This is a genomic window from Streptomyces sp. NPDC008079, from assembly GCF_042957385.1.
Classification (GTDB): domain Bacteria; phylum Actinomycetota; class Actinomycetes; order Streptomycetales; family Streptomycetaceae; genus Actinacidiphila.
The window spans coordinates 1-25176 of the sequence record NZ_JBIBIC010000013.1 but is presented as its reverse complement, the minus strand read 5'-3'; the positions used below and the strand labels follow the sequence as shown (position 1 = coordinate 25176).

Genomic DNA, 25176 nt, shown 5'->3' with positions numbered 1-25176 from the left:
TTCCTCCGTCGGCCCCCTGTTCCGTCCCGCGGTACCCGTACAGCGACGGCTGATTGTCCGGGCACCGCTGGACCGGGACGGGGGGTCGAGCCGGTGGAAGGTGCCGGTCGGGGTGTGCCGGAGGGCGCGGTCCTGGGTCACAACGGAGCCGAACGGGGCTACGGGCGCGGCACGTTGCGCAGATTGGAGCGCGCGAGCTGCACCATCTTGCCGACGCCGCCGTCCAGTACGACCTTGCCCACCGACAGCGCGAAGCCGCCGATCTGCTCGCCGGTGATCTTCGGCGGGATGGACAGGGCGTGCGGGTCGGTGACGACGTCGACCAGGGCGGGCCCCTTGTGCCGGAAGGCGCCGCGCAGCGCGTCCCGCAGGTCCTTGGGCTTCTCGACCCGGACGCCGTAGGCCCCGGCGGCGTTGGCGATGGCCGCGAAGTCCGGGTTGTGGTTGGTGGTGCCGTACGCGGGCAGGCCCTCGACCATCATCTCCAGCTCGACCATGCCGAGCGAGGAGTTGTTGAACAGCACGACCTTGACGGGGAGTTCGTACTGGACGAGCGTCAGGAAGTCGCCCATCAGCATGGTGAAGCCGCCGTCGCCCGACATCGACACCACCTGCCTGCGGCGGTCGAGGAACTGCGCGCCGATCGCCTGCGGCAGCGCGTTCGCCATCGAGCCGTGCGTGAAGGAGCCGATGACGCGGCGCTTGCCGTTGGGCGTCAGATAACGCGCCGCCCACACATTGCACATGCCGGTGTCGACGGTGAACACCGCGTCGTCCGCGGCCTCTTCGTCGAGCACGGACGCCACGTACTCCGGGTGGATCGGCACGTGCTTGTCGACCTTGCGGGTGTACGCCTTCACGACGCCTTCCAGCGCGTCGCTGTGCTTCTTCAGCATCCGGTTGAGGAATTTGCGGTCGGACTTCTCCCGCACCTTCGGCGTCAGGCAGCGCAGCGTCTCGCCGACGTCGCCCCACACCGCCAGGTCCAGCTTCGAGCGGCGCCCGAGGTGCTCGGGCCGCACGTCGACCTGCACGATCGTCACGTCGTCCGGCAGGAAGGCGTTGTACGGGAAGTCGGTGCCGAGCAGGATCAGCAGGTCGCACTCGTGCATCGCCTCGTACGCGGCGCCGTAGCCGAGCAGACCGCTCATGCCGACGTCGTACGGATTGTCGTACTGGATCCACTCCTTGCCGCGCAGGGCGTGGCCGACCGGGGCCTTGACGCGTTCGGCGAAGGCCATCACCTCGTCGTGCGAGCCCGCGGTGCCGCTGCCGCAGAACAGGGCGACCTTGTTGGCGCCGTTGACGAGCCGGGCGAAGACGTCGAGTTCCGCGTCGCCGGGGCGGACGGTGGGGCGGCGGGTGACCAGGGCGTGCTCGATGCTGCGCTGCGGCGCGGTCTGGGCGGCGATGTCGCCCGGCAGGCTGATGACGCTGACGCCGCCGCGGCCCACCGCGTGCTGGATGGCGGTCTGGAGGACCCGCGGCATCTGCGCCGGGTTGGAGATCAGCTCGCTGTAGTGGCTGCACTCGCGGAAGAGCTGGTCGGGGTGGGTCTCCTGGAAGTAGCCGGTGCCGATCTCGCTGCTGGGGATGTGCGAGGCGAGCGCCAGCACCGGGGCCATCGAGCGGTGCGCGTCGTACAGGCCGTTGATCAGGTGCAGATTGCCGGGGCCGCAGGAACCCGCGCAGGCCGCGAGCTTGCCGGTGAGCTGGGCCTCCGCGCCCGCCGCGAAGGCCGCGACCTCCTCGTGGCGTACGTGCACCCATTCGATGGAACGGTTGCGGCGTACGGCGTCCACGACGGGGTTGAGGCTGTCGCCCACCACCCCGTACACGCGCTGTACGCCCGCGCGCACCAGCACGTCGATGAACTGCTCGGCCACGGTCTGCTTCGCCATCGGGCCCACCTGTCCTCGTCGGTGACTCCTCTCATCTCACCGGGAAGTGGGTGGCCCCGCATCCGGGAGCGCCGGGGCGCGCCCGGTCACGCGTCCCAGACGGTCACCGCCGTCCGGTCGTCGGCGTAGCCCTTGACGCGGGTCTGGGCGTCGGCCAGATACGCGGCCATGCCGGGCGGTCCCGCGCCCCAGCGGCCTGCCAGGTGGACGGCCAGCGCGGGCTCGCCGCGCAGCGGTTCCGCGAGGCCGCCGCTGCACATCACCAGCGCGTCGCCGGGCTGCGCGACGGTGGCCCGGAAGCGGAACGGCGCCGCCGTCTCGTCCGGCGCCAGGTCCAGGTCCTGCCAGGTGTCGTCCCTGATCCGGAACAGTCCGCCGTCGCCGACGCCGAAGAACAGCCGGGTCCGGCACTCCGGGTCCGCGGGCAGCAGCAGACAGCGCAGCGAGGCGGTGTACGTGCCCTCGTCCAGGCCCAGGTCCTCGCCGCGGGCCCGCAGGCGTCCGTAGCAACGGTCGGTCAGCCGGTGCAGGCCCGATTTGAGCGAGCCTCTGCGGGCCGCGCGCAGGTCGTCAGAGAGCCGGTTCCTGCTCCGGCCGACCGCGCCCGCGATCCACCGCACCGCGTCCTGCGCCGCCTTGTGCGCGTCGTCCGCCGCGCGGGCGCCGCTGGCCATCGCGACCAGCAGCAGCGCCTCGTCGCCGCTGCCGAAGCGGGCCGTGAGCAGGGCGTCCCTGCGGGGCTGGCCCCGGTACCGCGCCGAGTCGCCGCGCAGCGACACCGTCCGGACCGTCATGCGGCCGTACCGCGCGCCGTCCAGCACCGTGTCCGCCACCAGGGCGCCGAGGTCGTCCGGTTCCGCCTCCGGCCACGCGGTCGGCTCCGCCGCGTACGTCGGCGGTCCCCCGCCCACCACCTCCGGCTCCGCGACCTCGTCGCGCGCCCCCACCGCCGCCACCCACCCGGGCGGCAGCTCCGGCGCCCACCGCACCTCCCCTTCCACGAACGCCGTCTCCCGCCCCCACCCCGCCGCCGACCCGGCCGCCTTCCCTGCGCCCTCGGTCGCCCCGGTCCCGGCCTCGGCACCGTCCCGCTCCCCCGCCTGCCCCTTCCGCCCGCCGACCGGCACGCCGACGACCGCGGGCCCCGCCCACGGACGGCGGGGCTCGACCGAAGCGGACGGCTGCGGGGGATTGGGCTGATCGGGCCCCGATACGTCGGACTCGCCCGGCACCGCCGGGACAGACTCGGTGTCAGCCGCCTGCGAAGGGCGTGACTGATCGGGCTCCGGCTCGGCCGGTTCGGCCTCGGCCGCAGGTGTCTCCGGAGAAGGACCCGGCTGGGCCGGTGCCTCCGGAGAAGGACCCGGCTGATCGTTCTGCGCTGCGGTCGGCACACCCACGGCAGTCGGACCCACCCAGGGACGGCGGGGCTCGGCCGGGGCGGACTGCTGCGGGGGGCTCGGCTGATCGGGCTCCGGTACGGCGGGCGGCTGGGCCGCCCAGGAGCGATCGACGTCCGCCTCGGGCGGGACAGCCCAGGGAGAGCCGGGCTCCGGGAAGGCGGTGGGAGCCTCCCGGTCGGCCGGGACAGGCTCGGCGTCAGCCGCCTGCGAGGAGGGACCCGACTGGGCGGGCTCCGCCTCGGTCGGGGGGACCCACGGGCGGCGGGGCTCGGGCGGGGCGGACGGCTGCGGGGGAATGGGCTGGGCGGGCTCGTCCGGTGTCGCAGGGGCGGGTGGTTGGGCCGCCGAAGGGGAACGATCGGGGGCAGGTCCGGGCGGGGCGGTCCGCGGGCGCGGGGGTGCGCTCGGCGTGGTCGGGGCGGGCGGCCAGGGGTAGTTGGGGTCCGCCGCGCCGGTCGGGGCGGTAAGCGGGCGGCGGGGCTCGGCCTCGGGGCGGTCCGGCTCGGGGGTGGCCCAGGAGTTGTCGGAGGGGGTCGGCTCGGGCGCGGGGCGGCGGGCTGCCAGGAGTTGGTCGAGCGCCGAGTCGGTCGGCGACGGCGGTCCGGAATCGTCCGGCTCGGCCGGTGCCGGTTCGGCCGTCTCGGGGGTCGGGGCCTGCCAGGCGGTGCGGGGCCAGAGGGCAGGCTCGTCCGGGGAAGCGGGCGGGGGGTCCTCGACGGCGAAGGTCGGGGTGGCCGACCATGCGTCCCACGATGCTCCGGGCGTATCACCCTCCGGCACCTCCGGCGCCTCCGGCTCTTCGGCGACGGGCTCCGGCGCCGGTGCCGGCTCGGGGGCGGCCGAAGGTGAGCGGGTCCACCAGGAGTCGGACGCGGGGCGCGGCGCCTCGCGGGGCTCCGGGGCGGAGGCCGACGGCTCGGGGCGTTCCGCGAAGGTGGGAGCGGACGACCAGGCGTCCCAAGGGCGTTGCTCCGGCCTGGGCGGCGGAGTGGGCTCGGGCGCGGCGGCCTCCGGAGTCTCTTCCGGTGGCGGCGGCGCCGTGCCGAAGGTCGGCTCGGCCGACCAGGCGTCCCACGCGGGAGCGTCATCGACCGGCGGCGCGTCCGGCGCGGCGATCGACGGCTTGGCGGGTGGTTCGGCCGAGGACTCGACCGGCGGCTCGGCCGGCCGCTCGGCCGGCACCTCGTCAGTCGGCGCCTCGTCGACCGGCACCACGTCGACCGGCACCACGTCGACCGGCACCACGTCAGCCGGCACCACGTCGACCGGCACCTCGTCGGCCGGCACCACGTCGACCGGCACCTCGTCGGCCGGTACCTCGGGCGACGCGTCCTGCTGAGCCGGAATCGACACCGAAGCGGGCTCCGGAGCCGAGACCGGCGCCGTGGTCGGGACCGGCGCCGGAGGCGCACCCGGTGTGCGCGGCGGCCCCGGCCAGGAAGGGGGCGGAGGCGGCGGAGTGGGCCGACGCAGTCGCAACGTGTCGGCGGCCGGCGTCGGCGGCGGAGGCGCCACCGCGTCCAGCGCCGTATCGAAGTGCGCGTCGACGGAATCCGGCGTGGCGGACGGCGTGGCCGCGTCGTCGTCGTACAACTGACGCCACCAGTCGTCCTCTTGGCTGCTGTGGGAGTCCCCCTGCTGGCTCATGCCCTTATTGTCCACCGCGCGGGCCGCCGGGAAACGTGGAACCGCCGGGCCGGCCCCGCCCCCACAGCAGGGCCGCCCGGCGGAGTCGCCGTCCCCGGCCGGGACCTCGGGAAAGATCCTCCGGGGACCGCACCGAGACCTTCGGACGCGTCCGGAGACTTCTTCCGGGGGCTGCCAGGGACACCGTTCCCGGCGCCCTCCGTCCCGCCTCCCGCGAAGCCACCGAAAAGCTCCCCGTCAAGCTCTCCGTCAAGCTCTCCGGAAAGCTCGGTGTCGATCACACTGGCAGAGCGGACCTGCGGGAGTACAAGATGACCAAGGCGGGAAACCGCCGTGGCTCATTTCCGCCACCGTCACCATCACCGCAGGGAGGGGGCTCCGTGCTCGGCGCCATCGGTCTGGACGAAGTGCAGGAATCGGCCTACCGGGCGCTGGTCGGCCTGGGCGCGGCCGAGGTCGGCGACCTGTCGCACCGCCTCGGGCTGAACGAGGAGGACGCGGGCCGCATCCTGCGCAGGCTGGAGGGGCACGGGCTGGTCGCGCAGTCCTCGGCGCGGCCCGGCCGCTGGGTCGCCGCGCCACCGGCCGTGGCGCTGTCGGCCCTGCTGACCCGGCAGCGGCACGAGTTGGAGCAGGCGGAGCTGGCCGCCGCCGTCCTGGCCGCCGAGTTCCGCGCGGAGGCGACGGAACCGGCCGTGCACGACCTGGTCGAGGTGGTCACCGGCGCCAACGCGGTGGCGCAGCGCTTCCTGCAACTCCAGTTCGGCGCGGAGAGCGAGGTCTGCGCCCTGGTCACCGACCGCCCGGTGGCCATCACCGGGACGGAGAACGACGCCGAGCAGGAGGCGTCCCGACGCGGCGTCACGTACCGCGTGGTGCTGGAACGTTCCGTCGTGACGAGCCCGAGCGGTTTCACGGAGGTGTCCGCCGCGCTCGGCAGGAACGAACAGGTGCGGGTGGTGGACCGGGTGCCGACCAAACTGGTGGTGGCCGACCGGTCGTTGGCGATGGTGCCGCTGACCCGCCGCCTCGCCCAGCCCGCCGCGCTGGTCGTGCACGCCAGCGGGCTGCTGGAGTCGCTGATGGGGCTGTTCGAGGGAGTGTGGCGGCAGGGGATGCCGCTGAGCCTGGACGGGACGGGCACCGTGGCCGAGGAGTCCCCCGAAGCGCCGGACAGCACCGACCTGCGCATCCTCTCGCTGCTGCTGGCCGGTCTGACGGACGCCTCGGCGGCCAAGCAGCTCGACCTCGGGCTGCGCACCGTGCAGCGCCGGGTCAAGCGGCTGATGGAGATCGCCGAGGTCACCACCCGCCTCCAGCTCGGCTGGCACGCCTACGAACGCGGCTGGGTGGCACGCGGCGACACGGACGTATGAGCGCGGGGCCGTACGCGGCGGACGCGGTGACCGGCGACCGGCGACCGGGCCGACGGTCCCACCGGAAGGGTGAGCGCGCCACCGGACGGTTGACGGCGCGGCGGACCGACGACGTCCCCACGGCGTACGGACGGCGTACGAGCGGCGTACGCGAGTGGTCCTGCGGGTCTCGGACAGGTCTCGCCTTGCGCCCCGAGGGTGATCCGCCCGGCGGACGGGCGCGTCATCGGGCAGGGTGGGCTCATGGGGACCGCACAGGTGTGCCTGATCGGCGCGGTGATGCTGCTCGGACTCGTCGGTGTGCTGGCACCCGGCGTGCCGGGGACGCTGCTCTGCTGGGCCGCCGTCATGTGGTGGGCGACGCAGGAGCACACGAGCCTGACCTGGGGCGTACTGGCCGGGGCGACCGGTCTGCTGGCCGTCGTCCAGGTGGTGGTGTGGCTGCTCCCGGCGCGCCGGATCCGCGATTCGGGCATCACCTGGCACACCGTGCTGGTCGCGGGCTCCTTCGCCATCGCCGGTTTCTTCCTGATCCCGGTGGTGGGCGCGGTCCTCGGCTTCGTCGGCACGATCTACGCGACCGAGCGCGTGCGCCTCGGCGGCCACCGCGCCGCCTGGACCGCGACCCGCACCGCGATGCGCGCGGTGGGCGGCTCCGTCCTGGTCGAACTCCTGGCGTGCCTCGTCGTGGCGGGCGCGTGGCTGGGCGCGGTGATCGCGGGCTGACCGGCACCCGGCCCCGCGCGCAGGGGGAGACGTACGGGGTGTGCGGTCGTACGGACATACGTATGGCCGTACGACCGCGCGTCCCCAATCGGCCTAGGTCCTGGATAGGTCAAAGGTCCAATGGCCCGGTGCGCTCACCCGTGTGAGGGTGAGCGCATGGCGATCAAGACACCCAGGACAGCGCTGACCGAGGCCGAGCTGCGCTATCTGCGCACGCAGCGCCTCGGGCGGCTGGCGACCGTGGACGCGCAGGGCCGTCCGCAGGCCAATCCGGTCGGCTACTTCCTTCGCCCGGACGGCACGGTCGACATCGGCGGCTACACGATGGGCGCCACGAAGAAGTGGCGCAATGTGGCGGCGAACCACTATGTGTCGCTGGTCGTGGACGACATCGCGGGCACCGACCCGTGGACGGTGCGCGGGGTCGAGATCCGCGGCACCGCCGAGCAGGTCGTGGGCCCGCACGACCTCGGCGCGCAGATGAGCGACGAGTTGATCCGGATCCACCCGTACTCGATTATCGGCTGGGGCCTGGAGGACTGAACCCCGCGCGCCGGACCTCGCCGGGCGTCGCTCGCACCACCGTCGCCCGGCCCGCACAAGGCGCACACAAGGCACACCCGTCTCACCTGCCGAACCGACACGGAGAGCGCTCTCACGCCGCGCCGGGGGACCCGTTACGCTGTGCGCGTACCGGCCCCCGGTTTTCTGTTATTTCCGCGTGAAGGAGACGTCCCTTGTCCGACCCGAGCTTCGCGCCGCGTCCTACGCTGGAGGCCGTCGCCGCGCGGGCCGGGGTGTCGCGTGCCACCGCCTCGCGCGTGGTCAACGGCAGCGAAGGGGTACGGGCGCCGCTGGTGGAGCGGGTCCGCAAGGCCGTGGACGAGCTGGGATATGTGCCCAATCAGGCGGCCCGCACGCTGGTGACGCGGCGCAACGACGCCATCGCGGTGGTGGTGGCCGAGCCGGAGACGCGGTTCTTCACCGACCCGTTCTTCGCGCAGCAGGTGCGCGGGATCAGCAAGGAACTCACCGCGCGGGACAACCAGTTGGTGCTGCTGCTGACCGAGGGGGCCGCCGATTACGAGCGGGTCGGCCGCTATCTGGCGGGCGGTCACGTCGACGGCGCGCTGATCTTCTCCCTGCACACCGACGACTCGCTGCCCGTGCTGGCCCGCAGGGCCGGAGTGCCCACGGTGATCGGCGGGCGGCCCGGCTGGACCGACTTCGACAGCGACCACGGCACGTTGTACGTGGACTGCGACAACCGGGGCGGCGCACGGGACGCGGTACGGCACCTGCTGAGGATCGGCCGCCGCCGGATCGCCCACATCGCGGGGCCACTTGACCAGACGGCGTCGGTGGACCGGCTCGACGGGTTCCGCGACGTGCTGCCGGAGACCGACCCCCGGATGATCGCCGAGGGCGACTTCACCCCGGAAGGCGGCGCCCGCGCCATGGCCGAACTCCTCCAGCGCTGCCCCGACCTGGACGCCGTCTTCGCCGCCTCCGACGTCATGGCCTCCGGCGCCCTGCGCGTCCTGCGCACCTCAGGACACCGCGTCCCCGACGACATCGCCGTCGTCGGCTTCGACGACATGGTCTCCGTCGCCGAATGGACCGACCCGCCCCTGACCACCGTCCGCCAGGACATCGAGGAAATGGGCCGCCTCATGGCCCGCCTCCTCCTGCGCGCGGTGGCGCCGCCGACGGGCCCGCAGAGCGTTCCCGCCCTGTCCTCCATCGTCACGCCGACGCACCTCGTGGTCCGCGCCTCCGCCTGAGCGCCGAATCCCGGCCCGAGCACCACGCTTCCCCCTGAGCGCCGCACCGCGCCCGTCCGAGGGCACTCGGCACCGCCCGACTCCGCCTGACATACCGTCACTTCATCGGATCGAACCCACGCGCGAACACCGGTCCCCCACCTGTGGGTTGGGAACGTCGGGCGAAGGGAAGGTCACGAACAGGTAGCGAAGGTGAGGGCACGGTGAAGGCCGTGCCGGAGGCGAGGAGGTCCGACATGGCATACAGCGTGATTCTCGGCGTCGTGATCGTCGTGCTCGTGGTCGCCTGTGTCGTCGGCTCGTTCTGGAGTGCGGGCAGCCCGATCGCGGTGCGGCGCCGCCACCAGCAGGGTCCTGGCGGCGGCGCCGGATAGGGTCCGCGCCCGTACGGTCGGCCGTACGGGACCGGGTTCAGGACCGGCGGCGGTGGCCGCCGCCCCCGCCGCGCTTGCGCTCGTACATCTCCCGGCCCGCCGCGGTCCGTTGCTTCCACTCGCGCCGCATCTCGGAGCGCAGTCGCTGGTCGGTGCGTGAGGCGATCCACGCGTTCTCGCGCAGCAGCTTGCGGTAGCTCTCCAGACGGCGGTGCTGCAAGGTGCCGTCCTCCAGCGCGGCCAGGACGGCGCAGCCCGGCTCCGACTGGTGCGAGCAGTCCTGGAAGCGGCAGTCGCGGGCCAGTTGCTCGATCTCGGAGAACACCTGGTGGAGCCCGGACTCCGCGTCCCACAGGCCGACCCCGCGCAGCCCCGGCGTGTCGATCAGCACCCCGCCCTGCGGCATCGGCAGCAGGTCACGCGTGGTCGTGGTGTGCCGGCCCTTGCCGTCGGAGTCCCTGGTGGCCTGCACCTCCTGCGCTTCGCGCCCCAACAGGGCGTTGGTGAGCGTGGACTTGCCCGCGCCCGACTGGCCGAGCAGCACCGAGGTGCCGCCCGCCAGCAGCTCCGACAGCGCCTCGATCCCCTCCCCGGTCGTGGCGCTCACCACCAGGACCGGCACTCCGGGCGCCGCCGATTCGGCGTCCTCCAGCAGATAGGTGGTGTCCGGCACGAGGTCCGCCTTGGTCAGCGCGACCACCGGTTGCGCGCCGCTCTCCCAGGCCAGGGAGAGGAAGCGTTCGAGGCGCCCCAGGTCGAGGTCGGCCGCCAGCGACACCGCGATCACCGCGTGGTCGATATTGGCCGCGAGCACCTGGCCCTCGGAGCGCTTGGACGACGCCGACCGTACGATCGCGGTCCTGCGCGGCAGCAGCGCCCGTACCGACGGGCCCTTCGGCTGCGCCGGGTCCGGGTCGAACGCCGCCCAGTCCCCGGTGCACGCCACGAGCATCGGATCCGGCGAGTGCACCGGATCGGTGTCGGCGCGGACCGTCAGCAGACCGTCCGCGCCGTCGGGGACGACGACGTCGCACATCCCCCGGTCGACCCGCACGATCCGCGCGGGCACCAGTCCGTCCGCCGCGTACGCCGAGAAGGCGTCGTCCAGCAGCGAGTCCCAGCCGTACGGGACGAGTGAGGACCAAGTGGAGGACGACGACGAGAAGGAAGAAGACGAGAAAGACAAGGGAAACCCTTCCAACAGGGCCCCGGCACCGCGCGTCCGATCGGCGCGGCAGAAGAAGAGAGGTCAGCCGGAGACCACAGAGGTGAACTGAATGAACTTCCGCATCTGGGCAGCGCCCATCACCAAGGCAGTCATCGAGTCACACCTCCTGGCCGTACTCACGAGCCGACAGCGGCGAGCCACTTCCGCAGCTCCCGCTCCAACACCAGGGACCGTAGCCCCTCCCCCACCGCCTCCGCCACCGAATTAACGCCCGCCGCCGCGGGCGGGTTGAGAGCGCCGGAGCAAAGCGGAGGGATCTCCGGTAGTGGTACGGTCGGAGAAGCGGAGTGACCTCCGCTTGTTCTGGTGTCGCACGGGAACGGGATGCTCATGGCTTCCAGCGCGATGACCTCGGACGGGACGACGGCCGGCGGGGCGCGCCGGGCCGGAGGGGCGGGGGCGCTGGCCGGGCGGACGGTGTCGCGCGTCGGGTACGGGGCGATGCAACTGACGGAGCGGGCCGGGCGGGCCGCCGCGGTCGCCGTACTGCGGCGGGCGGTCGAACTCGGGGTGGACCACGTCGATACGGCGCAGTTCTACGGCGACGGCTTCGTCAACGGGGTGATCCGCGAGGCGGTCAGGTCCGAGGACGAGGTGCTGGTCGCCAGCAAGGTGGGGGCCACACCGGATTCCGGCGGGCCGGTGCATCTGCGACTCGCGCAGAAGCCCGAGGAGTTGCGGGCGGCCGTGGAGGACAATCTCGCGAGCCTCGGCCTCGACCGGATCCCGCTGGTGAATCTGCGCCGCACCGATGTCGGGCCGGGCCTGCGGGCCGAGGGCGACCAGGTGGTCGAACTCGACGACCAGCTCGCGACGATGGTGGCGCTGCGCGACGAGGGCAAGATCGGCGCGATCGGGCTGAGCAGCGTGAGCCTGGACAATCTGCGCCGGGCGATCCCGGCGGGCATCGCGTGCGTGCAGAACGCGTACAGCCTCGTGGCGCGCGACGACGAGGACATGCTGGCCCTCTGCACCGCGCAGGACATCGCGTGGGTGCCGTACTTCCCGCTCGGCAGCGCCTTCCCCGGCCTGCCGAAGGTGACCGACGAACCGGCGGTGATCGCCGCGGCGCGGGCGCTGGGCGCCACGCCCTCCCAGGTCGGCCTGGCCTGGCTGCTGCACCACGCGCCGAACGTCCACCTCATCCCGGGCACGTCGAACACCGCCCACCTCGAAGCGAACGTGGCCGCGGGCGCGCTGACGCTCGACGCCGCGACCCTCGCCGCGCTGGACGCCGTCCCGACCCGGCCGAACGACGCCCCGCTCACGTAACGCGGGGCGCGCGGCCGGACTCCCTCAGCGCGCCCCGAGGCTGGAGCCGCGCACGACCAGCTCCGGCTGGAGGACGACCTGGCGGTGCTCGTGGCCCTCGGGGTCCGCCGTCTCCTCCAGCAGCATCTCGGCGGCGAGCCGCCCCATCGCGACGGCGGGCTGCCGGACCGAGGTCAGCGGTACGGCCGCGGCGGCGGCGAATTCGATGTCGTCGTAACCGACGATGGCCATCTCCTCGGGGACCGCGATCCTGGCGGCGAAGACCGCCTGGAGGACCCCGAGGGCCAGCAGGTCGTTGGCGCAGAAGACGGCGGTGGGCCGGGGCGCCAGGCCGAGCAGCCGGGCTCCGGCGTCGCGGCCCGCCGAGACGTCCAGCCGCTCGGCGGACACCTCGGTCAGCGACTCGGGCGGCAGTCCGGCCTCGGCCAGCGCGGCGAGCGCCCCGGCGCGGCGGTCGCGGACCTGCGGGAGTTCGGGCGGGCCGCCGACGTAGACGATCGAGCGGTGTCCCGCGGCGATCAGGTGCTGGGCGGCGAGGCGTCCGCCGACGACGTCGTCCACCGAGACCGAGCAGACGGCGACGTCGGCGGAGACCCGGTCGACCAGGACATACGGAATGCCCTGGCTGCGCAGCGTCTTGAGGCTGTGTCCGGTCGCGTCGGCGGGGGTGACCAGCACGCCGCGCACCCGCTGCTCGGCGAAGAGCGACAGGTACTCGACCTCCTCGCTGGTGCTCTGCGCGCTGTTGCAGACCATGACGCCGAGTCCGGCGGCGCGGGCGGCGCGCTCGGCGCCGCTGGCCACGTCGACGAAGAAGGGGTTGCCCATGTCGAGGACGAGCAGCGCGACGATACGGCTTGCCCCGGCCCGCAGTTGGCGGGCGGACTCACTCCGTATGTAGCCGAGGCGGCTGATGACCGACTGCACCCGGGTCCTGGTCTCCTCGGACACCAGGTCCGGGCGGTTGATCACATTGGAGACGGTCCCGACCGAGACACCCGCCTGCCGTGCCACGTCCTTGATCCCAACCATGGGCTCCACTGCTCCGTCCCGCCCGCCGCAGGCAGGGCTCCTCGTAACGCTCATCCGGCGTCGGCGCGACGTGCTCGACGTTCACCCGGAATCAACGCATTGAACTTATTCAAGCACAGTGCGTGCTGGTTGATCCGGCACGAACTGAATCGTTCCAACCTCTCATGTTCACGGAAGGTGGAACACCTCGGTGAGCGGGACCATCGCCGCGTCGGGCGCGACGCCGTCCAACTCCTCGAAGAAGCCCGCCATTTCCGCCTGCCAGCGGGCGTTCACCTCCGTACCGTCCATGGCGGCGCGCGCCCGCTCGAAGTCCTCGGTCTCCAGATAGCCGACGAGCAGGCCGTCCTCGCGCAGGAACAGCGAGTAGTTGTGCCAGCCGGCGGCGGACAGCGCCTCACGCATCCGCGGCCAGACGTCCGCGTGCCTGGCACGGTACTCGTCCAGCCGTTCCTGACGGACCTTCAACACAAAGCAGACGCGCCGCACTTGAGGATTTCCTTCCGCACACCGCCGGCCCGGACCCACAGGGCCGGCGGTCCAACTGCCTTACTGGATGGTGCCGTCGGCTCAGAAGTTGAACTGGCCGATGTTCGCCTTGTCGAAGACGGTCGGCTTGCCGAGGACGATGACGCTGTCCTTGCCGACGGTGAAGGTGCCCATGTCGCCCGCGGTGAAGGTCTCGCCCTCGGCGCCGGTGATCTGGCCGGAGGCCAGCGCGACGGCGGTGTAGCCCGCGAGCGCGCCGAGCTTGGCCGGGTCCCACAGCTCAAAGGACTGCACGGTGCCGTTGTTGACGTACGCGCGCATGTCGTTGGGCGTGCCCAGGCCGGTGAGCTGGACCTTCCCCTTGTACTTGGAACCGCTCAGGTACTGCGCCGCGGCCTTGATGCCGACCGTGGTCGGGGAGATGATCCCCTTCAGGTTCGGGTACTGCTGGAGCAGGCCCTGGGTCTGCTGGAACGACGCCTGCGCGTCGTCGTTGCCGTAGGCGACCTTGACGAGCTGGATGTCCTTGTACTCCGGCTTCTTCAGCTCGTCCTTCATGAAGTCGATCCAGGTGTTCTGGTTGGTGGCCGTCTGGGCCGCCGACAGGATCGCGATCTGGCCCTTGTTGTTGATCTGCTTGGCCATCAACTGGACCTCGGTACGGCCCAGGTCCTCCGCGCTGGCCTGCGAGACGAACGCGTCACGGCAGTTGGTGTTGGTGTCCGAGTCGTACGTGACGACCTTGACGCCGTTCTTGCGGGCCTGGTTCAGCGCGGTGCACAGCGCGCCGGGGTCCTGCGCGGACACCGCGATGGCGCTGACCTGCTGCTGCGTCAGGGTGTTGACGTAGCTGACCTGGCCCGCGGTGTCGGTGCCGCTGCTGGTGCCGACCTCCTTGTACTTCTCGCCGAGCGCCTCGACGGCCTTCTTGCCGCCGTTGTCGGAGATGGTGAAGTACGGGTTGTTCACCTGCTTGGGCAGGTAGGCGATGGTCAGGCCCTTCTTGACGGGCGCGTTCGGGTCGGCGGAGGCCGACGCCTTCGTACCGGATCCGGCGGAGGCCGATTCCGAGTCCGAGCTGGACTTCTTGGTGGTGCCGCCACAGGCAGCGGCGCTGAGCGCGACGACGGCGACAACGGCGACCGCGGCCGCGGCGCGACGGGCGGGGGCGGTTCTGTACGACATGCGGGTGTCCTTTCGATGCCGCACTCGCGGCAGGTGACGACCAGGTGAGGGTGTTCGGACGACGTGCGTGGTGCGGGGGGTCAGGTGGCGGCCAGTGCGGCCGGTGGTGGCGCGTCGGCGGTTCTGCGCCGGGCTCGCGCCCTGCCCACCTGCCGGGCCACCCGCGGTGCCAGTACCGAGATCACCAGCAGGACTCCGGTGATCAGGATCTGGGACTGCGCGGAGACGTTGATCAGACTCATCACGTTCTGGAGCGCGCCGAGCAGGAACACTCCGGCGATCGCGCCGCCCAGCGTGCCCTTGCCGCCGTCGAAGTCGATGCCGCCGAGCAGCACACCGGCGATGACGGACAGTTCGAGGCCGGTGGCGTTGTCGTAGCGGGCGCTGGCGTAGTGCAGGGCCCAGAAGACGCCGGTGAGCGCGGAGATCGTGCCGGTGGCGACGAACATCGACAGCTTCAGCCGCTTGGTGCGGATGCCCGCGAAGCGCGCGGCCTCCTGCGAGGCGCCGACCGCGAACAGCGAGCGGCCGACCGGGGTGGCGTGCAGGACGACGACCGCGATGACCAGCAGGACGGCCCACGGGATGGCGGCCTGCGGGATGAAGGTGCCGCCGATCCGCGCGGAACCGAAGTCCAGGTACTGCTGCGGGAAGTCGGTCACCGAGTTGGAGCCGAGCACGATCTGCGCGATGCCGCGGTAGGCGGCCAGGGTGCCGATGGTGACGGCCAGCGAGGGCAGTCCGAGCCGGGTCACGAGCAGGCCGTTGACCAGGCCGCAGACCACGCCGAGCAGGATGCACAGCGGGATGATCATCTCGATGGCCATGCCGTCGTTCCACAGCTTGCCCATGACGGCGCCGGACAGGCCCGCGGTGGAGCCGACCGACAGGTCGATCTCGCCGGAGATCACCAGCATCGTCATCGGCAGCGCGATGAGCGCGATCGGCAGGGTGTTGCCGATCAGGAACGACAGATTCAGCGCGTTGCCGAAGTTGTCGACCAGGGAGAAGGAGCAGAGCAGCAGGACGACGAGCAGGGCTCCGACGACGGTGTCCCAGCGGAACGCGTCCCGCGCCCAACCGGTCGCCGTACGGCCCGCGGTGGCGGGCTTCGCGCTCGCGGACGGCTTCGTACCGGCGGGCGGGTTCGTACCGGCGGACGGCTTCGTACCGGCGGACGGCTTCCCGGCCTTCGCCGGACCGGTGGATTTCGTTGGCTCAGGCATGAGTAGTCGCACTCCTTGTCTGTGCGGCCCGCTTACGGAGCACCGCCGCGACCCGCAGCGCGACCACCCGGTCGACGGCGATGGCCAGCAGCAGGAGGACGCCGTCGATGGCCTGCACCCATACGGAGCTGACGCCGATCGAGGGGAGCACGCTGTTGATCGAGGTCAGCAGCAGGGCGCCGAGCGCGGCGCCGTACAGGCTGCCGGAGCCGCCGGTGAAGGCGACGCCGCCGACCACCACGGCGCTGACGACGGTGAGTTCGTAGCCGCTGCCGGTGCCGGAGTCGACATTGCCGAAGCGGGCGAGGTAGAGAGCGCCCGCCAGGCCCGCGAGGGCGCCGCAGACGATGTAGGCGGTGAGGATGCGCTTGCGGACCGGCACACCGGCCAGCCGCGCGGCCTCCGGGCTCGAACCGAGCGCGTACAGGTCGCGGCCGCTGCGGTAACTGCGCAGGTAGTACGCGGCGATGATCAACACGACCGCGGTGAGCAGCGCGAGATACGGGACGGCGCCGAGGCCGTCGTGCCCGAAGCTGCCGAAGCCCGACGGGAGGTCGGCGGCGGTGATCTGCTTGGAGCCGAACCAGATCGAGTCCAGGCCGCGGATGATGTAGAGCGTGCCGAGGGTGACGACCAGCGCGGGCACCTGGCCGAGGCTGACCAACAGGCCGTTGACGATGCCGAATCCGGCGCCGAGGGCGACCGCGATCAGGATGGCGACCAGCGGATTGCCGCCGCCGCGCAGGAACTCGCCCGCGGCGAAGGCGGTGATGCCCAGCGTGGAGCCGACCGACAGGTCGACGTTCCGGGTGATCACCACCATGGCCTGGCCGACCGCGACGAGCACCAGGATGGTCGCGTTGAGCAGCAGGTCCTTGATGCCCTGCTGGGACAGGAAGGCGCTGTTGTCGAGCTGGGTGGCCAGCAGCATCAGCACCAGGACGACGAGGATGGCCAGTTCCCTGACCTTCAGCACCCGGTCGAGGAGGCCGCCGGTGGAGGCGGTGTCCGGCGGCGCGGCCGACGCCGGTTTGGCGGTCATGGTCATGCCGCGTTCCTTCCGCGGCCGGTGGCCGCTGCCATGACGGATTCCTCGGTGGCGTCCGCGCGCGGGATGTCGGCGGCCAGCCGGCCCTCGTGCATCACCAGGACACGGTCGGCCATGCCGAGGATCTCCGGGAGGTCGGAGGAGATCATCAGGACGGCGAGGCCGTCGGCGGCGAGCTGCGAGAGCAGCCGGTGCACCTCGGCCTTGGTGCCGACGTCGATGCCGCGGGTGGGCTCGTCGACGATCAGCACCCGGGGGTCGGTGGCCAGCCACTTGGCCAGCACCACCTTCTGCTGGTTGCCGCCGGACAGCGTGCCGACGACATCGGCGAGCCGGGCGTACTTCACCTGGAGGCGCATGGCCCAGTCGACGGCGCGGCTGCGCTCGGCGCCGCGGTCCATCAGGCCCGCGCGGGTGGTGGCCTTGAAGCCGGTGAGATTGATGTTGCGCTCGATGGACATCTCCATGACCAGGCCCTGTTCGCGGCGGTCCTCGGGTACGAGGGCCAGGCCCGCGGCCATGGCGAGGCTGGGGGCGCCGGACTTCAGCGGGCGGCCGTCGACCTCGACCTCGCCCGCGTCCCAGCGGTCCACGCCGAAGACGGCGCGGGCCACCTCGCTGCGCCCGGCGCCGACGAGTCCGGCCAGGCCGACGATCTCGCCGCGCCTGACGTCGAAGGACACGTCGGTGAAGACGCCTTCACGGGTCAGCCTGCGCACGCTCAGCGCGACGTCGCCGACCTTGGCGTCCTGCTTGGGGTAGAGCTCGTCCAGGTCACGGCCGACCATCCGGCGGACCAGGTCGTCCTCGGTGAGGCCGTCGACCGGCTCGCTGGCGATCCAGGCGCCGTCCCGCAGGGTGGTGACCTGCTGGCACAGCGCGAAGACCTCTTCCAGCCGGTGCGAGATGAACAGGACGGCGGCGCCGTCCTCGCGCAGCGCCCTGACGACGCCGAAGAGCCGGGCGACCTCGCTGCCGGTGAGGGCGGCGGTGGGCTCGTCCATGATCAGCACGCGGGCGTCGAAGGAGAGCGCCTTGGCGATCTCGACGAGCTGCTGGTCGGCGATGGACAGGCCGCGGGCGGGCTGGTCGGGGTCGAGGTCGACGCCGAGCCGCTTGAAGAGTTGCTCGGTGGCCTTGTGCACGGCCTTGTGGTCGACCCGGCCGAGCGAGCGGCGCGGCTGGCGGCCGACGAAGATGTTCTCGGCGATGGAGAGGTCGGGGAAGAGCGTGGGCTCCTGGTAGATGACGGCCACACCGGCGTCGCGCGCGTCGGCCGGGCCGTGGAAGACCACCGGCGCGCCGTCGAGCAGTACCGTTCCGGTGTCCGGTCGGTGCACCCCGGCCAGTGCCTTGATCAAGGTCGATTTGCCGGCGCCGTTCTCCCCCGCGAGGGCGTGCGCCTCACCCGCGTACAGCCGCAGTGAGACGTCGCGCAGTGCCCGTACCGCGCCGAAGGACTTGCTCACCCCCTCCAGCGCGAGGACCGGAGTCCGTTCCGGTTCGGGGTCGGTCATTGATGTCTCCTGGATCTCCCGGTCTTGCGCCGCGGGGTGAAATGTTTCAATGGAGTTGCCGGGACGTTAGCCCCGCTTGATCAGGCCGTCAAGAGTCCGTGGAAGCCATTTCGGGAGATCAACCCCCGACGGACGGCCAATCGCGGCTGGAAAGAGACCCTCTAGCAGCGCGTCCGGCTCATGTGACACGATTCAATAACGGCGACCGGCCCGCCATCGGGTTCTCGTCATGACCATTGACATGGCGCAGTGTCGCCTTTAAGGTGAGCCGTCAAATGAAACGATTCACAGAGGTTGCCATGACAGACCTGTCGGCCGTGAAGGCGGCGCTGAAGTCCCAGCGGATCGAGACCCCTTCGTGGGCCTACGGCAACTCGGGCACCCGTTTCAAGGTGTTCAGGCAGGAGGGCGTGCCGCGTAACCCGTACGAAAAGCTGGACGACGCGGCCCAGGTGCACGCGGCCACCGGCGTCGCGCCCATCGTCTCCCTGCACATCCCCTGGGACCTGGTGGACGACTACGCGGCGCTCGGCGCGTACGCGAAGGAGCGCGGCCTGACCCTGGGCGCGATCAACTCCAACGTCTTCCAGGACGACGACTACAAGCTCGGCTCGGTCACCAACGCCGACCCCGCGATCCGCCGCAAGGCCGTCAGCTATCTGCTGGAGTGCGTTGACATCATGGACGCCACCGGCTCGCGCGACCTGAAGCTGTGGTTCTCCGACGGCACCAACTACCCGGGCCAGGACGACATCGTCGCCCGCCAGGACCGGCTCGCCGAGGCGCTGTCCCAGGTGTACGACCGGCTCGGCGACGACCAGCGGATGCTGCTGGAGTACAAGCTCTTCGAGCCCGCCTTCTACACCACGGACGTCCCCGACTGGGGCACCTCCTACGCGCACTGCCTCAAGCTGGGCGACAAGGCGCAGGTCGTCGTGGACACCGGCCACCACGCGCCGGGCACCAACATCGAGTTCATCGTCGCGTTCCTGCTGCGCGAGAAGAAGCTCGGCGGCTTCGACTTCAACTCCCGCTTCTACGCCGACGACGACCTCATGGTCGGCTCCGCCGACCCCTTCCAGCTCTTCCGGATCATGCACGAGGTCGCCAAGAACGGCGGCCTGAAGCAGGAGACCGGCGTCGCCTTCATGCTCGACCAGTGCCACAACATCGAGGCGAAGATCCCCGCGATCATCCGCTCGGTGATGAACGTCCAGGAGGCCACCGCCAAGGCGCTGCTGGTCGACCTCGACGCTCTCGGCGCCGCCCAGCGCGCCGGTGACGTACTGGAGGCCAACGCCGTACTGATGGACGCCTACAACACCGACGTCCGGCCGCTGCTCGCCGAGGTGCGCACCGAACTGGGTCTCGACCCCGACCCGATGGCCGCCTACCGCGGCTCCGGCTGGGCCACCCGCATCACCTCGGAACGCGTCGGCGGCGAACAGGCCGGCTGGGGCGCGTGATTTTTTAAGGCTCGGTTCACCGCGCCAGTTTTTTTCAAGGCTCGGTTCACCTCCGCTGCGCTTAGTCGCTGTCGACGGTCGATCGTGCTCGGTTGCTCGTTCCTCACAACCTGCGCGCGTTCTCCCTTTCAACAGCGACCGCTCCGCTTCGGTTCACTCGCCGGCCCTCCTGACGGCGAGCCCACGCGGCCGACCGGCTCCGCGACGCGCAGTGGAGCCTCCGAGCCGGTCGAGCTCATCGCACCCGCACCCGCACTCATTCCTCCGAAGGACACCGCATGGCTTCCGCCTCCAGTTCCGACGACAGCACGGTCGGGGCGCTGCTCGGCCGTTCGAACCGGCTCGGATCCGATCCGCGCAACACCAATTACGCGGGCGGCAACACGTCCGCCAAGGGCACCGCGCCCGACCCGGTGACCGGGGCCGACACCGAGCTGATGTGGGTCAAGGGGTCCGGCGGCGACCTCGGTACGCTCACCGGCTCCGGTCTCGCGGTGCTGCGCCTGGACCGGCTGCGCGCCCTCACCGAGGTCTACCCGGGGGTGGAGCGCGAGGACGAGATGGTCGCCGCCTTCGACTACTGCCTGCACGGCAAGGGCGGCGCGGCCCCGTCGATCGACACCGCGATGCACGGGCTGGTGGACGCGGCGCACGTGGACCACCTGCACCCGGACTCCGGTATCGCGCTGGCGTGCGCGGCCGACGGCGAGGCGCTGACCAAGGAGTGCTTCGGCGACACCGTGGTGTGGGTGCCCTGGCGCCGCCCCGGCTTCCAGCTCGGACTGGACATCGCGGCGGTCAAGGAGGCCCACCCGGAGGCGATCGGCTGTGTGCTGGGCGGGCACGGCGTCACCGCCTGGGGCGCCACCTCGCAGGAGTGCGAACGCAATTCGCTGCACATCATCCGCACCGCGGAGACCTTCCTCCAGGAGCGCGGCAAGGCCGACCCGTTCGGCGCGGTGCTCGACGGGTACGAGCCGCTGCCGGAGTCCGAGCGGCGCGTACGGGCCGCCGCGCTGGCACCGCTGCTGCGCTCGATCGCCTCCCAGGACCGGCCGCAGGTCGGCCACTTCACCGACTCCCCCGAGGTGCTGGACTTCCTGTCGCGCGCCGAGCACCCGCGGCTGGCCGCGCTGGGCACGTCCTGCCCGGACCACTTCCTGCGCACCAAGGTCCGCCCGCTGGTCCTCGACCTGCCCGCGGGCACGGCCCTCGACGAGGCCGAGGCCCGGCTGCGCACGCTGCACGAGGAGTACCGCGCCGAGTACGCCGCCTACTACGAGCGGCACGCCTCGCCCGACTCCCCCGCCATGCGCGGCGCCGACCCGGCGATCGTCCTCGTGCCGGGCGTCGGCATGTTCAGCTACGGCAAGGACAAGCAGACCGCGCGCGTCGCGGGCGAGTTCTACGTCAACGCCATCAATGTGATGCGCGGCGCGGAGGCCGTGTCCTCGTACAAGCCGATCGAGGAGTCGGAGAAGTTCCGTATCGAGTACTGGGAGCTGGAGGAGGCCAAGCTGCGGCGGATGCCGAAGCCGAAGCCGCTGGCCACCCGGATCGCGCTCGTCACCGGTGCCGGGTCCGGCATCGGCAAGGCCATCGCCCAGCGGTTGGTCGCCGAGGGCGCCTGCGTAGTGGTCGCGGACCTCGACGCGGGCAACGCCGCCGCCGTGGCCGAGGAGCTGGGCGGTCCCGACAAGGCCGTCGCGGTCACCGTGGACGTCACCTCCGAGGAGCAGATCGAGGCGGCCTTCGCCGACGCGCTGCTCGCCTTCGGCGGGGTCGACCTCGTCGTCAACAACGCGGGCATCTCGATCTCCAAGCCGCTCCTGGAGACCACCGCCAAGGACTGGGACCTCCAGCACGACATCATGGCCCGCGGCTCCTTCCTCGTCTCCCGCGCCGCCGCGCGCGTCATGATCGAGCAGAAGCTGGGCGGCGACATCGTCTACATCGCCTCCAAGAACGCGGTCTTCGCCGGGCCCAACAACATCGCCTATTCGGCCGTCAAGGCCGACCAGGCCCACCAAGTGCGGCTCCTCGCCGCCGAGTTGGGTGAGTACGGGGTACGTGTCAACGGCATCAACCCCGACGGGGTCGTCCGTGGCTCCGGCATCTTCGCCGGCGGCTGGGGGGCCAAGCGGGCGGCCGTCTACGGCGTCGAGGAGGCCAAGCTCGGGGAGTTCTACGCGCAGCGGACGCTCTTGAAGCGGGAAGTTCTTCCCGAGCACGTCGCCAATGCCGTCTTCGCCCTCACCGGCGGGGAGCTGACCCACACGACCGGGCTTCACATCCCCGTCGACGCGGGCGTCGCAGCCGCCTTCCTCCGCTAGGGCGTGTCACCCTGCGCAGGGCCGGCGTTCAAGGGCGCGGCCCTAGGCGTTCGCCCTGCGCAGGACGTGCCCCGTCAGGGCCACCGGGGGCACCTTCCGGCCGAAGGCTGGGGGAGGAACTGCGCGGCCCGCCCCCACCGGCCGGTGGTCGGGACACCACCGAATTGCCCCTCTGGGGCCGGTGGTGACCTGCGGGAGCGCTTCGGCTGAGCGCGCGGTTCCTCCCCCGGCCTGCGGCCGGGAGGTGCCCCCAGCGCCCCTAAAAGATCGGCGCAACGCCCAAGCCCAAGGACACCGCACACGGGCCGCGCCCCTAAAAGAAGTCGGCCTACCGCCTCGGTAGGAGAGCCGTTCCGGGCCGCGGGGCGGGAAGAATGAAGGACCGCACTCCGCAGGAGTGGCCGTATAAGGAGAGGCATGATCGGCGAACCCCCAGGCGCAAGCCCAGCCGCAGGCGTGTTCGCGGCGGCGGACCTCGGCGCGACGAGCGGCCGCGTCGTCGTGGGCCGGGTGGGCGGCGGGGAACTGGCCCTCACGGAAGTGAACAGGTTCGCGAATGTGCCGGTGCGGCTGCCGAGCGGGCTGCACTGGGACCTGCCGGGCCTGTTCACCGGCGTTCTGGACGGACTGCGCGAGGCGGCGAGGTCGGGCGCCGCGGTGGCGTCCGTCGGCGTGGACACGTGGGCGGTGGACTACGGTCTGCTGGACGCGGACGGCGCGCTGCTGGGGATCCCGTACCACTACCGGGACAGACGTACGGCGCAGGTGGCGCCGCGGGTGCGGGACGAGGTCGGCGCGCAGGAGCTGTACGCGGCCAACGGCCTCCAGCATCTGCCGTTCAACACGGTGTTCCAGCTCGCGGCGGCGCGGGGCACGGTCCAACTGGCCGCCGCGCGGACGCTGTTGCTGATCCCCGACCTGGTGACGCACTGGCTGACCGGCAGTGTCGGTGCGGAGGTCACCAACGCCTCGACGACGGGCCTGCTGGACGCCCGTACGGGCGAGTGGTCGCGGGACCTCGCCGACCGGATCGGCCTGGACCCGGCGTTGCTGCCGCCGCTGCGGCAACCGGGCGACAGCGCAGGGGAGTTGCTGCCGCACATCGTGGCGGCCACGGGTCTGGCGGCGGGGACGCGGGTCACCACAGTGGGCTCGCACGACACGGCCTCTGCGGTGGCGGCGGTACCGGCCACCGCGCCGGGTTCCGCGTACATCTCCTGCGGCACCTGGTCGCTGGCCGGGCTCGAACTGGACGCGCCGGTGCTCAGCGCGGCGTCGCGGGCCGCGAATTTCACCAATGAGCGCGGGATCGACGGCACGTTCCGCTATCTCAGGAACATCATGGGAATGTGGCTGCTGGAGGAGTGCCGTCGGGTCTGGGCCGCGCGCGGCGAGCCCTCCGAGCTGGCGTCGCTGCTCGCGGACGCGGGCCGCGCGGAGCCGTTCGGCGCGGTGATCGACCCGGACGCGCCGGAGTTCCTGGCACCGGCCGACATGCCCGCGGCCATCGCGGACTACTGCGTGCGTACGGGGCAGCGCCCGCCGGAGAGCCGGGGCGCGCTGGTCCGCTGCGTGCTGGAGAGCCTGGCGCTCGCGCACCGCAGGGTGCTACGCAAGGCCGCCGAACTCGCCGACCGGGAGATCACCCACATCCATCTGGTCGGCGGCGGCAGCCGCAACGAACTGCTGTGCCGCCTCACCGCGGACGCGTCCGGGCTGCCGGTGATCGCCGGGCCCACCGAGGCGACCGCGCTCGGCAACATCCTCGTCCAGGCCCGCACCCACGGCCTCGTCGGCGATCTGGCCCGGATGCGGCAACTGGTCGCCGACACACAGGAGTTGCGCCGGTACGAGCCGCGCGGTGACCTGCGCGCCTGGGACGCGGCGGACGCCCGTATCTCCGGTGCCCTCGCCGCCCCCTGACCGTCCGTCACCCGCCCAACCGCCGTCCGTCATCCGCCCGCACGACCCCGAGGGAGCCGCGATGCGTGCCGCCCTGTTTCTCACCTGCGTGAACGACACGCTCTATCCACGGACCGGCCAGGCCGTCGTCGCGCTGCTGACGCGGCTCGGCGTCGAGGTGGACTTCCCGATGGGGCAGACGTGTTGCGGCCAGGCGCACTACAACACCGGTTACCGGCACGAGGCGGAGCCTTTGGCGCGCCGCCAGGCGCGGGTCTTCGCCGGATACGACTACGTGGTCACGCCGTCCGGCTCCTGCGCGGCGATGGTGCGGGACATCTACCCGCGCCTCGGCGAACGGGCCCGGGAGGAGGGCCGCGGCGACGAGTTGAGCGAGGCGCTGGCCGACGTGGTGCCCAGGACGTACGAGTTGACGGAGTTCCTGGTGGACGTGCTGGGGGTGACGGATGTGGGGGCGTACTTCCCGCACACGGTGACGTACCACCCCACCTGTCACGGGTTGCGGATGCTGGGGCTCGGTGAGCGGCCCCGGCGGCTCTTGGAGGCCGTGAGGGGGCTTGAGCTGCGGGAGTTGGAGGGTGCGGAGGAGTGCTGCGGCTTCGGCGGCACCTTCGCCGTGAAGAATCCCGACGTCTCGGCCGCGATGGCCGCGGACAAGGTGCGGCACGCGGAGGAGACCGGCGCCGACGTGCTGTGCGCGGCCGACAACTCCTGCCTGATGCACCTGGACGGCACGATGTCCCGGCAGCGCACCGCCATCCGCCCGGTGCACATCGCGGAGATCCTGGCCAGTACGCGGGAGCACCCGCTGACGGTCCCGACCGCCGGGGTTCCGGTCCATGTCGCCACGGGCGGCGCGCGCAATGGAGGAGTGGTCCGATGAGTGGTACGTATCTGGGTCTGCCGTCGTTCCCGAAGGCCGCCGCCTCGTCCACGAAGGACACCCAGCTCCGCGCGAACCTCACCCACGCCACCCACACCATCCGCGACAAACGCGCCAGAGCCATCGCAGAACTCGCCGACTGGCCCCAACTCCGCGCAGCGGGCGCCGCCGTCAAGGACCACACCCTGCGCCACCTCGACCACTACCTCCTCCAGCTCGAGGAGAACATCACCGCCGCCGGCGGCACCGTCCACTGGGCCCTGGACGGCGACGACGCCAACCGCATCATCACCCGCCTCGTCCAGGACACCGGCGAAACCGAAGTCGTCAAAGTCAAATCCATGGCCACCCAGGAAATCGGCC

19 protein-coding genes and 1 pseudogene are annotated in these 25176 nt (G+C 71.8%); 11 read left to right on the top strand and 9 right to left on the bottom strand.

The window, feature by feature from the left end; all coding sequences use genetic code 11:
• Window positions 1-158: 158 nt before the first annotated feature.
• The gene (locus ACFZAM_RS24820) at window positions 159-1901 is read right to left on the bottom strand and encodes a pyruvate dehydrogenase (protein WP_355338838.1); all 1743 of its coding nucleotides are present in this window, start codon (window positions 1899-1901) and stop codon (window positions 159-161) included.
• Window positions 1902-1987: 86 nt separating this feature from the next.
• Complete coding sequence (locus ACFZAM_RS24815; RefSeq protein WP_391049400.1) at window positions 1988-4951, bottom strand: protein phosphatase 2C domain-containing protein; 2964 nt, start codon at window positions 4949-4951, stop codon at window positions 1988-1990.
• Window positions 4952-5331: 380 nt separating this feature from the next.
• Between ACFZAM_RS24815 and ACFZAM_RS24810 the strand changes: the two genes are divergently transcribed.
• The 5 genes from ACFZAM_RS24810 (at window position 5332) to ACFZAM_RS24790 (ending at window position 9211) form a co-directional block, all read left to right on the top strand.
• Entirely contained in the window at window positions 5332-6327 is a 996-nt protein-coding gene (locus tag ACFZAM_RS24810; RefSeq protein ID WP_355338832.1) for a helix-turn-helix domain-containing protein, read from the top strand.
• A gap of 243 nt (window positions 6328-6570) precedes the next feature.
• Window positions 6571-7053, top strand: coding sequence for a DUF456 family protein (locus tag ACFZAM_RS24805; RefSeq protein ID WP_391049398.1), 483 nt, complete (start codon window positions 6571-6573; stop codon window positions 7051-7053).
• Between the two features lie 156 nt (window positions 7054-7209).
• Entirely contained in the window at window positions 7210-7596 is a 387-nt protein-coding gene (locus ACFZAM_RS24800) for a PPOX class F420-dependent oxidoreductase (RefSeq protein ID WP_355350185.1), read from the top strand.
• Between the two features lie 194 nt (window positions 7597-7790).
• Window positions 7791-8837 carry a LacI family DNA-binding transcriptional regulator gene (locus tag ACFZAM_RS24795; RefSeq protein WP_355350182.1) on the top strand — a complete coding sequence of 349 codons (1047 nt, stop codon included), beginning with the start codon at window positions 7791-7793 and terminating at the stop codon, window positions 8835-8837.
• A gap of 236 nt (window positions 8838-9073) precedes the next feature.
• On the top strand, window positions 9074-9211 hold the full coding sequence (locus tag ACFZAM_RS24790) for a hypothetical protein (protein ID WP_188282881.1): 138 nt from the start codon (window positions 9074-9076) through the stop codon (window positions 9209-9211).
• A 37-nt stretch (window positions 9212-9248) separates the two neighbouring features.
• Here ACFZAM_RS24790 and rsgA read toward each other — a convergent pair whose 3' ends face one another.
• Complete coding sequence (rsgA, locus tag ACFZAM_RS24785; protein WP_391049396.1) at window positions 9249-10397, bottom strand: ribosome small subunit-dependent GTPase A; 1149 nt, start codon at window positions 10395-10397, stop codon at window positions 9249-9251.
• Window positions 10398-10769: 372 nt separating this feature from the next.
• Here rsgA and ACFZAM_RS24780 point away from each other — a divergent pair, with 372 nt between their 5' ends.
• The gene (locus ACFZAM_RS24780; RefSeq protein ID WP_391049394.1) at window positions 10770-11711 is read left to right on the top strand and encodes an aldo/keto reductase; all 942 of its coding nucleotides are present in this window, start codon (window positions 10770-10772) and stop codon (window positions 11709-11711) included.
• A gap of 24 nt (window positions 11712-11735) precedes the next feature.
• On the opposite strand, the gene ACFZAM_RS24775 is transcribed toward ACFZAM_RS24780, so the two are convergent.
• The 6 genes from ACFZAM_RS24775 to ACFZAM_RS24750 form a co-directional block, all read right to left on the bottom strand.
• Window positions 11736-12752 (bottom strand): LacI family DNA-binding transcriptional regulator, encoded by a 1017-nt coding sequence (locus ACFZAM_RS24775; RefSeq protein WP_355350172.1) that lies wholly within the window; start codon window positions 12750-12752, stop codon window positions 11736-11738.
• Window positions 12753-12911: 159 nt separating this feature from the next.
• Window positions 12912-13232: an L-rhamnose mutarotase gene (locus tag ACFZAM_RS24770; RefSeq protein WP_188282885.1), complete on the bottom strand. Its 321-nt coding sequence runs from the start codon at window positions 13230-13232 to the stop codon at window positions 12912-12914.
• Window positions 13233-13313: 81 nt separating this feature from the next.
• Window positions 13314-14417: a rhamnose ABC transporter substrate-binding protein gene (rhaS, locus tag ACFZAM_RS24765; RefSeq protein ID WP_391049393.1), complete on the bottom strand. Its 1104-nt coding sequence runs from the start codon at window positions 14415-14417 to the stop codon at window positions 13314-13316.
• 80 nt (window positions 14418-14497) lie between these two features.
• Window positions 14498-15643 (bottom strand): ABC transporter permease, encoded by a 1146-nt coding sequence (locus ACFZAM_RS24760; protein ID WP_391049391.1) that lies wholly within the window; start codon window positions 15641-15643, stop codon window positions 14498-14500.
• On the bottom strand, window positions 15636-16691 hold the full coding sequence (locus ACFZAM_RS24755; RefSeq protein WP_355350160.1) for an ABC transporter permease: 1056 nt from the start codon (window positions 16689-16691) through the stop codon (window positions 15636-15638). The genes ACFZAM_RS24760 and ACFZAM_RS24755 overlap by 8 nt, the downstream gene beginning before the upstream one ends.
• Window positions 16688-18208 (bottom strand): sugar ABC transporter ATP-binding protein, encoded by a 1521-nt coding sequence (locus ACFZAM_RS24750; protein WP_355350157.1) that lies wholly within the window; start codon window positions 18206-18208, stop codon window positions 16688-16690. Before ACFZAM_RS24750 ends, ACFZAM_RS24755 begins: the two co-directional genes overlap by 4 nt.
• Before the next feature lie 299 nt (window positions 18209-18507).
• Here ACFZAM_RS24750 and rhaI point away from each other — a divergent pair, with 299 nt between their 5' ends.
• The 5 genes and pseudogenes from rhaI to ACFZAM_RS24725 form a co-directional block, all read left to right on the top strand.
• Window positions 18508-19674 (top strand): L-rhamnose isomerase, encoded by a 1167-nt coding sequence (gene rhaI / locus ACFZAM_RS24745; protein WP_188282894.1) that lies wholly within the window; start codon window positions 18508-18510, stop codon window positions 19672-19674.
• A gap of 278 nt (window positions 19675-19952) precedes the next feature.
• Window positions 19953-22007 carry a bifunctional aldolase/short-chain dehydrogenase gene (locus ACFZAM_RS24740; protein WP_355350151.1) on the top strand — a complete coding sequence of 685 codons (2055 nt, stop codon included), beginning with the start codon at window positions 19953-19955 and terminating at the stop codon, window positions 22005-22007.
• 417 nt (window positions 22008-22424) lie between these two features.
• Entirely contained in the window at window positions 22425-23930 is a 1506-nt protein-coding gene (locus ACFZAM_RS24735) for an FGGY-family carbohydrate kinase (protein WP_391049388.1), read from the top strand.
• 61 nt (window positions 23931-23991) lie between these two features.
• A complete protein-coding gene (locus ACFZAM_RS24730) occupies window positions 23992-24813 on the top strand; it encodes a heterodisulfide reductase-related iron-sulfur binding cluster (RefSeq protein ID WP_391049386.1) in 822 nt (273 codons plus the stop codon).
• A pseudogene (locus ACFZAM_RS24725) lies at window positions 24810-25176 on the top strand ((4Fe-4S)-binding protein); the annotation flags it as partial. The gene ACFZAM_RS24730 and the pseudogene ACFZAM_RS24725, both read left to right, overlap by 4 nt.

What these genes read in the sequence shown, in the direction of transcription:
- ACFZAM_RS24755 (WP_355350160.1), bottom strand. Translation starts at nt 16,691, where the DNA reads ATGACCATGACCGCCAAACCGGCGTCGGCCGCGCCGCCGGACACCGCC.
- rhaI (WP_188282894.1), top strand. Translation starts at nt 18,508, where the DNA reads ATGACAGACCTGTCGGCCGTGAAGGCGGCGCTGAAGTCCCAGCGGATC.
- ACFZAM_RS24730 (WP_391049386.1), top strand. Translation starts at nt 23,992, where the DNA reads ATGCGTGCCGCCCTGTTTCTCACCTGCGTGAACGACACGCTCTATCCA.
- ACFZAM_RS24735 (WP_391049388.1), top strand. Translation starts at nt 22,425, where the DNA reads ATGATCGGCGAACCCCCAGGCGCAAGCCCAGCCGCAGGCGTGTTCGCG.
- ACFZAM_RS24815 (WP_391049400.1), bottom strand. Translation starts at nt 4,951, where the DNA reads ATGAGCCAGCAGGGGGACTCCCACAGCAGCCAAGAGGACGACTGGTGG.
- ACFZAM_RS24800 (WP_355350185.1), top strand. Translation starts at nt 7,210, where the DNA reads ATGGCGATCAAGACACCCAGGACAGCGCTGACCGAGGCCGAGCTGCGC.
- rhaS (WP_391049393.1), bottom strand. Translation starts at nt 14,417, where the DNA reads ATGTCGTACAGAACCGCCCCCGCCCGTCGCGCCGCGGCCGCGGTCGCC.
- ACFZAM_RS24760 (WP_391049391.1), bottom strand. Translation starts at nt 15,643, where the DNA reads ATGCCTGAGCCAACGAAATCCACCGGTCCGGCGAAGGCCGGGAAGCCG.
- ACFZAM_RS24805 (WP_391049398.1), top strand. Translation starts at nt 6,571, where the DNA reads ATGGGGACCGCACAGGTGTGCCTGATCGGCGCGGTGATGCTGCTCGGA.
- ACFZAM_RS24790 (WP_188282881.1), top strand. Translation starts at nt 9,074, where the DNA reads ATGGCATACAGCGTGATTCTCGGCGTCGTGATCGTCGTGCTCGTGGTC.
- ACFZAM_RS24740 (WP_355350151.1), top strand. Translation starts at nt 19,953, where the DNA reads ATGGCTTCCGCCTCCAGTTCCGACGACAGCACGGTCGGGGCGCTGCTC.
- ACFZAM_RS24820 (WP_355338838.1), bottom strand. Translation starts at nt 1,901, where the DNA reads ATGGCGAAGCAGACCGTGGCCGAGCAGTTCATCGACGTGCTGGTGCGC.
- ACFZAM_RS24750 (WP_355350157.1), bottom strand. Translation starts at nt 18,208, where the DNA reads ATGACCGACCCCGAACCGGAACGGACTCCGGTCCTCGCGCTGGAGGGG.
- ACFZAM_RS24780 (WP_391049394.1), top strand. Translation starts at nt 10,770, where the DNA reads ATGGCTTCCAGCGCGATGACCTCGGACGGGACGACGGCCGGCGGGGCG.